6 protein-coding genes are annotated in these 10,511 nt (G+C 68.1%); all 6 read right to left on the bottom strand.

Annotation, left to right across the window (positions count from 1 at the left end; translation table 11 throughout):
* Positions 1-253: hypothetical protein (locus ACT6S0_RS23810; RefSeq protein ID WP_444766252.1), on the bottom strand; the 253-nt coding region annotated here is incomplete at its 3' end.
* A complete protein-coding gene (locus ACT6S0_RS23805; protein ID WP_444766251.1) occupies positions 250-1,719 on the bottom strand; it encodes a GH1 family beta-glucosidase in 1,470 nt (489 codons plus the stop codon). The genes ACT6S0_RS23805 and ACT6S0_RS23810, both read right to left, overlap by 4 nt.
* An 88-nt stretch (positions 1,720-1,807) precedes the next feature.
* On the bottom strand, positions 1,808-3,166 hold the full coding sequence (locus ACT6S0_RS23800; RefSeq protein ID WP_444766250.1) for a GH1 family beta-glucosidase: 1,359 nt from the start codon (positions 3,164-3,166) through the stop codon (positions 1,808-1,810).
* 148 nt (positions 3,167-3,314) lie between these two features.
* Positions 3,315-5,615, bottom strand: coding sequence for a glycoside hydrolase family 95 protein (locus ACT6S0_RS23795; RefSeq protein ID WP_444766249.1), 2,301 nt, complete (start codon positions 5,613-5,615; stop codon positions 3,315-3,317).
* Complete coding sequence (locus ACT6S0_RS23790; RefSeq protein WP_444766248.1) at positions 5,615-7,249, bottom strand: DUF5597 domain-containing protein; 1,635 nt, start codon at positions 7,247-7,249, stop codon at positions 5,615-5,617. The genes ACT6S0_RS23795 and ACT6S0_RS23790 overlap by 1 nt, the downstream gene beginning before the upstream one ends.
* Positions 7,250-7,304: 55 nt before the next feature.
* Complete coding sequence (locus tag ACT6S0_RS23785) at positions 7,305-10,316, bottom strand: TonB-dependent receptor (protein ID WP_444766247.1); 3,012 nt, start codon at positions 10,314-10,316, stop codon at positions 7,305-7,307.
* Between the last annotated feature and the right edge of the window lie 195 nt (positions 10,317-10,511).

The following is a 10,511-nucleotide window of genomic DNA, read 5'->3' as shown; positions in this document are numbered from 1 at the left end:
TGTTGTCGCTGATCCAGCCGAAGACCGCGTCGCTGCCGGCGTCGATGAAGATCTTGACCATCTGCACCGTCGAGATCAGCCCGGGCGCGACGCCCAGGAAGATGTTGAAGACGTGAAAGGCGAGCGACGGGTAGAGCCAGTGCCCCCACATGTCGAGGAAGGCGCCGAGGCCGAAGCCGACCTTCTGGCGCATGGGCAGGCGGTCGCTGGCTGCTGGCGCCAACTGCGCCATGTGGAGGGTGCTGGCGTTCACAAAATCTTTCGTGTCTTGATGACGTCGGAGTAATAGCGGGCGGACAACTTGGGCGTGCGCACCTGCGTCGTGAAGTCGCAGTGCACGATGCCGAAGCGGCGCTGGTAGCCGTCTTCCCACTCGTAGTTGTCGATGAAGGACCAGAGGAAGTAGCCCTTGAGCGGCACGCCGTCGGCGATCGCGCGGTGGGCCTCGCGCAGGTAGCTGCGCAGGTAGTCGCGGCGGTGCAGGTCCAGCACCTCGCCGTTCACCACCGGTTCGTCGTCGTAGCCGCAGCCGTTCTCGGTGATGTAGATCGCCGCATGGCCGTAGGTCTCGTGGCAGAAGCGCGTGGCCCAGTACATGGACTGCGGGACGAGGCGCAACCAGGGGCTGTCGGCGCGGGGATAGTTGGTGGGATTGGTCAGCGCTTCGTAGCCGGTATCCGTCTTGGCGGCGCGCACGAAGGTGCCGCTGTAGATGTTCAGGCCGAGGAAGTCGGTGGGCAGGCTGATGAGGGCGAAATCGCCGGGCTGCACGTCGGGCGCGTCTGCCCCCACCCGGGCAAGGAAGTTGGCCGTGTACTTGCCGGCCTGGATGGCGCCGAGGATCTGCGCATTGCGGTCGATGAACCAGGCCTTGGCGGCGGCGATGTCGGCCGGTGTTTCGGTCACGGGCACGGACACCGCGCAGTTGTCGGTCAGGCCCACGACGGCGCCCTTGCCGCCGAACTTGCGCACCGCGCGCACGCCGTGGCCGTGGCAGAGCAGCGCGTGGTGATAGGTCTGGTTGACGACCTTGGCGCTCTCCTTGCGGCCCGGCGCCTTGGTGCCGGTGCCGTAGCCCAGCAAGGTGAAGCAGAGGATCTCGTTCAGGGTGATCCAGTGCTTGACCTCGCCGGCAAAGGCCTTGACGACGGTGTCGGCGTATTGCGCGAAGGCATCGACCGTCACGCGCGAAGTCCAGCCGCCACGGTCTTCCAGCGCCTGCGGCAGGTCCCAGTGGAACAGCGTCACCCACGGCTCGATGCCGTGCCTCTTGATGCTGGCGAACAGGCGGTGATAGAAGTCCAGCCCCTTCTGGTTCAGCGCGCCGTCGCCGTTCGGGTAGATGCGCGGCCAGGCGAGGGACAGGCGGTACTTCTTGATGCCGAGCGAGGCCATCAAGGCGAAGTCCTCGTCGAAGCGGTGGTAGTGGTCGCAGGCGATATCCGGCGTATGGCCGCCATGGACCTTGCCCGGCACGCGGCTGAAGCGGTCCCAAACGGATTCGCCCTTGCCGTCCTTGAAGGCCGCGCCTTCGATCTGGGCGGAGGCCGCGGCGACGCCGAACGCGAAATCGGCGGGGAAGGCGCTGGCATATGTCAACGCTGTCATCGCGGGCGCGGCACGGCGTTGGGGCGCTGCGGCCAATGCGGCAGGGGTGAGTGCCGGCAGGGAGGCGGCGGCAAGGAGTTGGCGGCGGCGCAGGGGGCGAACGGAAGTCATCGTGGTAGTCCTCGGTAGACCGCGTGTGGGGCGGAGGCCCGCTGCGGCGCGAGGAATATAGGCGTCATGGTTTCAGCGCGGTTTCAGGTCACAGGATGCGGCGTTCGCGGATGACGTCGGCGTAGTAGCGCGCCGATAGCTTGGGCGTGCGCACTTGGGTCTCGTAGTCGCAGTGCACGATGCCGAAGCGGCGCTGGTAGCCGTCCTCCCATTCGTAGTTGTCGATGAAGCTCCACAGGAAATAGCCCTTGAGCGGCACGCCGTCGGCGATGGCGCGGTGGGCCTCGCGCAGGTGGTTGCGCAGGAAGTCACGGCGGTGCAGGTCCAGCACCTCGCCGTTCACCACCGGCTCGTCGTTGTAGCCGCAGCCGTTCTCGGTGATGTAGAGGGCCCGGTGGCCGTAGCACTCGGCGGCCAGGCGCGTGGCCCAGTAGATGGACTGGGGCACCAGGCGCAGCCAGGGGCTGTCGGCGCGGGGGTAGTTCACCGGATTCGGCAGGGCCTCGAACGCCGCACCGTTGCTGCCGGCACGCACATAGGTGCCGGTATAGATGTTCAGGCCGAGATGGTCGGTGGGCAGGCTGATGAGGTCGAAATCACCAGCGCGCACATCGGGCGCATCCGGGCCGACCCGTTCGAGGTAGTCGGCCGGGTAGCGGCCGGCGTGCATGGCACCCAGCACATGGGCGTTCATCTGCAGGAACCAGGTCCTGGCGGCAGCGATGTCGGCGGGCGTCTCGGTGACGGGGATGCAGACATCGAGGTTGTCGGTCAGGCCGACGACGGCGCCGGCGCCGCCAAACTCACGCACGGCTCTGACCCCATGCCCGTGGCACAGCAGCGCATGGTGGAAGGTCTGGTTGACGACGGCGGCGCTCTCGGTACGGCCCGGCGCCTTGCTGCCATAGCCATAGGCGAGCTGCGTGAAGCAGCGGATCTCGTTCATCGTGATCCAGTGCCTCACCGCGCCGGCGAAGGCCTTGACGATGGTGTCGGCGTAGCGCGCGAAGGCGTCCACCGTCACGCGCGACGCCCAGCCGCCGCGGTCCTCGAGCGCCTGCGGCAGGTCCCAGTGGAACATCGTCACCCAGGGCTCGATGCCGTGCTTCTTCATGCTGGCAAACAGGCGGTGATAGAAGTCCAGCCCGGCGGGGTTGAGTTCGCCATCGCCGCTCGGGTAGATGCGCGGCCAGGCGATGGACAGGCGGTAGCTCTTGACGCCCAGCGAGGCCATCAGCGCGAAGTCCTCGTCGAAGCGGTGGTAGTGATCGCAGGCGACGTCCAGCGTGTCGCCGTCATGCACCTTGCCGGGCTGGCGGCAGAAGCGGTCCCAGATGGATTCGCCCTTGCCGTCGGTGAAGGCGGCGCCCTCGATCTGGGGGGCGGCGGCGGCAACGCCGAAGACGAAGTCGGCGGGGAAGGGGCTGGTGTAGGTCAGTGCGGTCATGGAGTCAGCATCGGCGCCGTCAGGGCGCGGACAAAGGGGTGAATTGCCGGGGCGATCAGCGCATGAAACGGGTCAGGAAAATGCAACCACAGAGGCACAGGCAAGACCTCTGTGAATTCCTCTGTGCCTCTGTGGTTGCCTTTGTGTTTCATCCAAGATCCTTGGCGGTCAACGTGCGCGACTGGCCGGGCTTGAGCTTGAGGTCGACGATGCGCTCGCCCACGCGAACCCGGCCTCCGCCTGCACCGGCCACGGCGCGCACGGTGGCGCTGGTGACGCGGCCGTTCGCCCAGGCGATGTCCACCTCGAAGCCGCCGCGCGCGCGCAGGCCCTTGACCGCGCCGCTCGGCCAGGCCGAGGGCAGGGCAGGCAGCAGGTGGATGGCGCCGTCATGCGACTGCAGCAGCAGCTCGGCAATGGCCGCCGTGGCGCCGAAGTTGCCGTCGATCTGGAACGGCGGGTGGGTGTCGAGCAGATTGGGATAGGTGCCGCCCTGGTTGACCTCCCCGCCGGTGCGCGCCACGCGCGAACCGGGCGTGGACAGCAGCCCTTGCAGCAGCCGGTGGGCGCGGTCGCCGTCATGCAGCCGCGCCCAGAAGGCGATCTTCCAGGCCATCGACCAGCCGGTGCTGACGTCGCCGCGCGCCTCCAGCGTCTTGCGCGCCGCGGCCGCCAGCTCGGGCGTGCGCGTCGGCGAGATCTGCCGGCCGGGGTAGAGGGCATAGAGGTGGGAGACGTGGCGGTGGGTGTCGCGTGGCGTGTCGAGCACCGGGTCCTTCAGCTCCGCCTGCCACTCCAGCAACTGGCCCCAGCTGCCGATGCGCGGGCCGGCGAGGCGGTCGCGCAGCGCGATGGCGCGGTCACGCGCGGCATGTTCGCCCAGCACTTCGGCGGCGCGTGCCATGTTGTCGAAGTGGTCCCACAGGATCTGCTGGTCGTAGGCCACGCCGTCCTGGATGGGCCCGTGCTCGGGCGACCAGCCATTCGGCGCGACCAGCTTGCCGTCGGCGTTCTCCTCGAGCCGGTCTTCCCAGAACGCGGCCACTTCCTTCAGCACCGGCCAGGCCTGCTCGCGCAGGAAACGGCGGTCCTGCGTGAAGTCGTAGTGCTCCCAGAAGTGGCGCGCGTACCAGGCGTTGCCGGTCATGTTCCACAGGTAGGTCTGCGCGCCGAAGGGATTGGTGGCGGTGCGCAGCGCCCAGCCGCGCATGGGCTGGCCTTGCGCGGTCAGGAAGGTCTCGATAGGAGGCTGCACCGAGTTGTCCCAGGGCGGCGTCTCGGGCGGCAGGGCCGCCGCGTCCTTGCGGGCCAGCGCCGCGCGCTCGGCCACTGGGCGGCGCCACATCGGCACCAGGTCCTGCACGAAGGCGTGGAAGGGGCGCGCGGCCTCGGCCAGGTTGGTCGGCTCGGCCGGCCAGTAGTTCATCTGCAGGTTGATGTTGGAGTGGTAGTCACTGTTCCACGGTGGCTGCAGGTGGTCGTTCCACAGGCCCTGCAGGTTGGCGGGCAGCGAGCCGCGCGAACTGCTGACGAGCAGGTAGCGGCCGAACTGGAAGTACAGCGCCTCCAGCTCGGGGTCACCGCCGCTCTGGGTGTAGGCGGCCAGGCGGGCGTCGGTGGTCAACGCGCGCCGCTCGGCCGGGCTGGCGCCGAGGTCGAGCTGCACCCGGCCGAGCAGCGCCTGCACGTCGCGCTCATGCGCGGCTTGCAGACGTGCCCACGGCTGGGCGGCGGCGGCGGTCACCTGGGCCTGCACGCGTGGCAGCGGTGCCGGGCCGTTGGCCCGCCCGTGCGCATAGCTGGTGCCGGCACCCAGCACCAGCGTCAGCGCGTTCACGCCACGCAGGACCAGGTGCTTGCCCTCGACGCCGACGCTGCCGCCTTCGTGCACGACGCGCAGCTGGCTGGCATAGGCCAGGCCGTTGGGCAGCCGGCCGACGGCGGTCAGCGTGCTGCCGGCCGCGGACAGCGTGGCGCCATGGCGGTCGGTCAGCGCGATGCGGCCGTTGTAGCGGCCGGGCTGGTCGGCGCTGAGCCGCCAGGCGATGACCTGGGCCGGGTGGCTGGCGATGGTCTCGCGTGTGTGGCGCACGCCGTCCTGCACATAGCTCAGGCGGTGCCGCGCGCGGGCCAGGTCCAGCTCGCGGCGGTAGTCGCTCACCGGTGCCGCGGCACGGTCGAGTTCGAGCACGACGTCGCCGAACGGCTGGAAGGCGCCGAGCTCACGCTCGTTGCCCGTCCACAGCGTGATGTCGTTGAACTGCAGGCGGTCGCGCGCGACCTGGCCGAACGACATCGCACCAAGGCGGCCGTTGCCGATGGGCAGGGCGCGTTGCTCCCAGCCCTGCGGCGTGTCCGGCGCCGGCGCGTCATAGCACAGCACCAGGTCGGCGGCCTGCAGCGGCAGCCCGACGCCCAGCGCGAGCGACAGCAGGAGACCGCGCAGCATCAACGCGGGCGGCCCATGGTGATGCGCAGCATCACGGGCTCGGCCGGCAGGTTCAGGCCGTAGTCGACCTGGTCGCCGTTCCAGACGCGGCGCATCTGCCAGCGGCCCTGGGCGTCGAACTCGCCCTCCTCGGCGCGCAGCATCATGCCGCCGGTGCCGGCGGCGGGTTCCATGCGTACCCGCACGCGGTGGCCGATGAGGATGAACTGATCCGGCCCGATCTGGGCCAGCGCGGCGCCGCCGCCGGGCTCCTCGGTGCCGGGCGCCGGCTTGGCGAACTCGCCGCCCCAGCTCGGCTCGCCGAAACGGCCCAGGCGGTAGGTCAGCTTGGCTGTCCAGCCGGGGAAGTCGAGCTGCTGGGGCTGGCGGTCGTCGCCCTCGGCGATGCCCTGGGTGCGGCCCTCGAAGGCCCACTGCGCCCATTGGCGCTGGATCGGCGCGAACATGCGGTAGACGCGCTCGAAGGGTTCGACCAGCGTCTTGTCGGTGGCCAGCGTGCCCAGCGGGTGGTTGCTGTAGTTGAAGTAGTCGGTGCCGAAGGGCGACACGCCGATGGCGCCGCGGCCCAGGATGGCGTAGACGAAGCGTGCATAGCCCGGCTTGGTGCCCATTTCGGGCACCCACAGCGCGTTGTCCGGGCGCTGGAACAGGCGCAGGTTGGCGTTCACCTGGGCCGACTCGACGTTGTAGATGTCGGGGCCGACGATGTCGATGGCGGGCGCGGCGGCCTTGTAGATGTCGATGACGTCGTGCGTCGGGCCGCCGCTGGCGAAGTTGCTCTTCCAGGGCTTGGGCGGCTGCTCCAGCGGATCGCGCAGCGCGTTGTTGACGTACATCGGCAAGTCGTAGACGGCGCGGCCGGCGACGGCGATGTCGTTGATGTAGCGGGCGATGGCCCAGGCGTGGAAGTACTCGTCGGCATAGTCGCCGTAGACCTCGCGCCAAGTCCCCGAAGCTGCAGCCACCGGCTTCTTGCGCGCCAGCACCGCTGCGGGCACCGGCTGCTCGAAGGCGGCCTGCGCGTCCTTGCCGAAGTCGCGCACCAGGCCGTAGGTGCCCACCTCGTTCTGCACCTGCACCATCAGCACGGTGCGCTGCTTCTCGTCGATCTTCTTCAGGTGCGTCATGAACGCGACGAAGGCGCGCTTGTCATGCTTCAGCGTCTCGGCGCCGAAGGGGCTCAGGCTGTAGTTGGGCTTGCCTTCGCGGTCCAGGTTGGCGGGAAAGCGCTTGGTGTCGAGCTTGACCCAGGCGGGCGTGTACTGGGCGCTGGTGTTCTTCCAGGTGGCGAACCACAGGATGATGAGGCGCTTGTTCTGCTCGCGGGCCTGCTTGACGAGCAGGTCGACGAAGCTGAAATCGAACTTGCCCTCTTCGGGTTCGACCTGTTCCCAGGCCACCGGCATCAGCACGGTATTGGCCCGCAGGTCCTTGGCGGCGGCCCACACGGGGCCCAGCCCCGCCGGGTAGTTGCTGGAGTTGTGCGCCTGGGCGCCCAGGATCAGGAAGGGTTTGCCGTCGACGAGCAGCGCGTGGCGGCCGTCCTTGGCCACCAAGCGCGGAGCCTCGTTGGCCTGTGCGGTGGTGAACAGGCAGGCGAGCGCCACCGCGAGAAGGAGTTGTTGGGTCTTCATAGGACTTCTACGAAAAGCGTCCGGCACCCCGAGGGGCGCCGGACTGTTGCCATGTTCAGAACGAGTAACTGGCTTGCACCGAGTAACGGCGGCCGGTGTAGTTGACAGCGCGGGTCATCATGCCGATGTTCTGCTGCATCAACTGACGGGCCAGCGCGTTGTTCAGGTTCTGCCCTTCGACGCTGAGGCTGAACTTGTCGCTGAAGCGGTAGCTGATGCCCGCGTCGACCTGGCCGTAGTCGTCGCTCCAGGTCGGCAGCGCATAGGCCACGGCCGTGCCGTTGCTCAGCCGGCCGTCGCCGCTGCGCGTGCCATTGACGTTGACGCCCTGCAAATACTTGGAGCGCCAGCTGTAGGCCACGCGCGCCGAGAACGGGCCGTAGTCATACAGCAGCGCCAGGTTGTAGGCGTTCTTGGACAGGTTGGTCAGCGGCAGGTTGCCGAAGGTGCGGCCGTCGGTGTCGCAACCGTTGATGTTCAGGTTGAGGTTGGCCGCGTCGGTGCTGGTGCCGGCGCAGAACGGCGTGGTGACGGGGTCGTAGGGCGTGGTCTTGCTGGTCACGTAGGTGTAGTTGGCCTGCACGCCCAGGCCCGACATCCAGCCCGGCAGCATGTCGAAGTAGCGCTGGAAAGCCAGCTCGAAGCCGCGCGCATGGCCCTTGCTGCCGTTGACCGGCGAGGTGACCGTGAAGTTCAGCGGATTGTTGGCAGCGTCGCGCAGCACGGTCGTCGCCGACTGCTTGACGATGATGTCCTTCAACTGCTTGTTGAACACCGCCAGCGTCACCGAGCCATTCTTGGCGAAGTACCACTCGGCCGTCAGGTCGACCTGGGTGGACTTGACCGGCTTGAGCAGCGGGTTGCCGCTGGCCGAGCCGCTCAGGTTGACGGCGTCGATGACCAGCACGGTGTCGTTGTTCTCGGTGTGCTTGGTCGTCGTCAGCTCCATTGACGTGTAGGCCTGCATGTCCGCGAAGTCCGGGCGCGAGACACCCTTGGCGACGGCGGCGCGGAACTGCAGCTTGTCGCTGGCCTTGAAGCGCAGGTTCAGGCTGGGCAGCACATCGACATAGCTTTGCTCGGCGCTGATCGGTGTCGTGAAGCTGGGGATGATTGGCACCGGCACGCCGGTCACGGTCTGGTTCGGTGTCGGGTTGATGCCCGGGTTGTAGTTGAAGACCGTGTAGCCGCTGGCCTTCATGTCGGTGCGCACGGCGCGCAGGCCGACGTTGCCGTCGATGGGCGCTCCGGCGTCGGTGAAGTCGAAGCGCAACTGGGCGTAGGCGGCCTGGGTGCGCTCATGCTGCTCGTTGGTGCCGGCGGGGTTGGTGCCGAAGCTGGCTGGCGACCAGGTCGCGCAGCCGCTGCTCCAACCCTGCGCGGCGGCCTGCTCGGCGCACAGGATGTCGTGGTACTGGTGCAGCGCCGCGTAGCTGGTCGGGTAGTCCTTGGCCAGGGACACGGCGGGCACGTAGATCGCGGGCACGCTCTGGCCGCCGAAGAAGTTCTTGAACTCGTGCAGGCGCGTGGGGGCGTTGAAGCGCGGGTCGTTCAGGTAGGCCAGGCCGCTGATGTCCCAGCCGCGCTGCCAGGTCTGGGTGATGGCCGACCAGTTGTAGTCGGGCACCGTCTTGGTGGTGGTGGCATCGCGGTCGGTCAGGCGGATGCCGAAGGACAGGTCCTGCAGCACGGCGTGGTCGAAGTTGAACTTGGCGTCCGCGCGCCAGGCCTTCTGCTCGGCCTTGCTGCGGTCCAGGTGCTCCATCGTGAAGGCCCAGTAGTAGTTGGCCTTGTTCTGCAGCGCGGCCAGGTCGCTGGCGTCGAAGACGACACGCGGCGTCGAGCCGGTCAGGTCCAGCGTCTCCTTGGGCATCAGCAGGCCGGTGGCGACGGTGGAGTCGAAGGCGTTGGTGTCGGACTTGACCAGCTGCAGGTCGGTGCTGAAGCTCCAGCGGTCGTTGGCCTTCCAAGCCAGGTTCCAGCCCAGGTCGCGGGTCTTGGAGTTGCGCGTCATATAGCGCGTGTCGGCGCCGAAGTTGACGCCGCCGTCGACCGGCGCGGTCAGCGTGCCGCTGACGAAGACGTTGTTGGCGTTGTACTTGGCGTCGCTGCCGATGACGAGGTTCCAGGGGGTGGTCTGCGCGAACAGCGCGTTCTCGTCCCACTGCATCTTGTACTTGGACTGGAAGTAGGTCAGCGAGCTGCTGATGTCGTCCTTCTTCCATTGCGCGGCGGCATAGGTGCCGTTGCGGCTGCGCTCGAAGTTGGAGTCGCGCCATTGCGCGCCCTTGGGCACCCAGTGGGTGCCGTCGATCTTGTAGTAGGGCTCGACCTGCCAGAGATCGGTGCGGGTGGAGCTCTTGCTGTGGGCCAGGCTCAGCAGCAGGCCGACATCGCCGAGGTCGGTCTTCCAGCGGTTGGACAGCAGGCCGGACGCCGAGGGGCTGAACTTGCCCTGCAGCTCGTTGTACTTGCCGACGGCGGTGATGTGGCCCTTGAAGCCGGGGTTGTCGAAGGGCATGGCGGTACGCAGATTCACCAGGCCGCCGATGGAGCCTTCGATCTGGGCCGCCGACGGGTTCTTGAACACGTCCACCGCGGCCAGCAGCTCGGGCGGCACGTCTTCGAAGTTCAGCGCCCGGCCACCGTTGGCCGAGAAGGTGTCGCGGCCGTTCACCTCGGAGCGCACATAGGAGAGGCCGCGGATGTTGACGCTGGAGCCCTCCACCGAGTAGTGCTCGGGGTCGTTCTTGGCCATCGTGCGGTCGATGGTCACGCCGACGATGCGCTGCAGCACCTCGGTGACGGACTGGTCGGGCAGCTTGCCGATGTCATCGGCGACGATGGAATCGACGATCTCGTCGGAGTTCTGCTTGATCTTCTGCGCCGACTCGAGTGCCGCGCGACGGCCGGAGACGACGACGGTCTCGACCTTCTGAACCGGCGCGGACGCCGCGGGCGCTGCGGGCGCGGGCGGGGTCTGCGCAAAGGCGATGCCGCTGCAGAGCAGGGTGGCCTGGGCGGCAGCCATGGAGATGGCGGTGCGGCGGGGGTGGTGGTGTTTCACTGTGTCTCCTGTCGTTGTTGTGGGGCGCTTGCCCTGTCTTACAGCGGGTTCGGCGGGGAGGGCGGCATCAACATCGCCCGGGTCGACGGGTCGATGGCAGCCGCTGCGACTGATCGAGGGTGTTTGGCATTGGCAGCGTTGTCGGTTGGGAGGTGGTCGGGGTGCGGCGGGTGACCGTGTCGTGAGCGGACCGTC

Source organism: Roseateles sp. (genome assembly GCF_052436255.1).
Lineage (GTDB): Bacteria > Pseudomonadota > Gammaproteobacteria > Burkholderiales > Burkholderiaceae_C > Pelomonas.
This window is presented reverse-complemented; position numbering and strand designations above follow the sequence as displayed.

What these genes read in the sequence shown, in the direction of transcription:
- ACT6S0_RS23805 (WP_444766251.1), bottom strand. Translation starts at nt 1,719, where the DNA reads ATGACTTCCGTTCGCCCCCTGCGCCGCCGCCAACTCCTTGCCGCCGCC.
- ACT6S0_RS23800 (WP_444766250.1), bottom strand. Translation starts at nt 3,166, where the DNA reads ATGACCGCACTGACCTACACCAGCCCCTTCCCCGCCGACTTCGTCTTC.
- ACT6S0_RS23795 (WP_444766249.1), bottom strand. Translation starts at nt 5,615, where the DNA reads ATGCTGCGCGGTCTCCTGCTGTCGCTCGCGCTGGGCGTCGGGCTGCCG.
- ACT6S0_RS23790 (WP_444766248.1), bottom strand. Translation starts at nt 7,249, where the DNA reads ATGAAGACCCAACAACTCCTTCTCGCGGTGGCGCTCGCCTGCCTGTTC.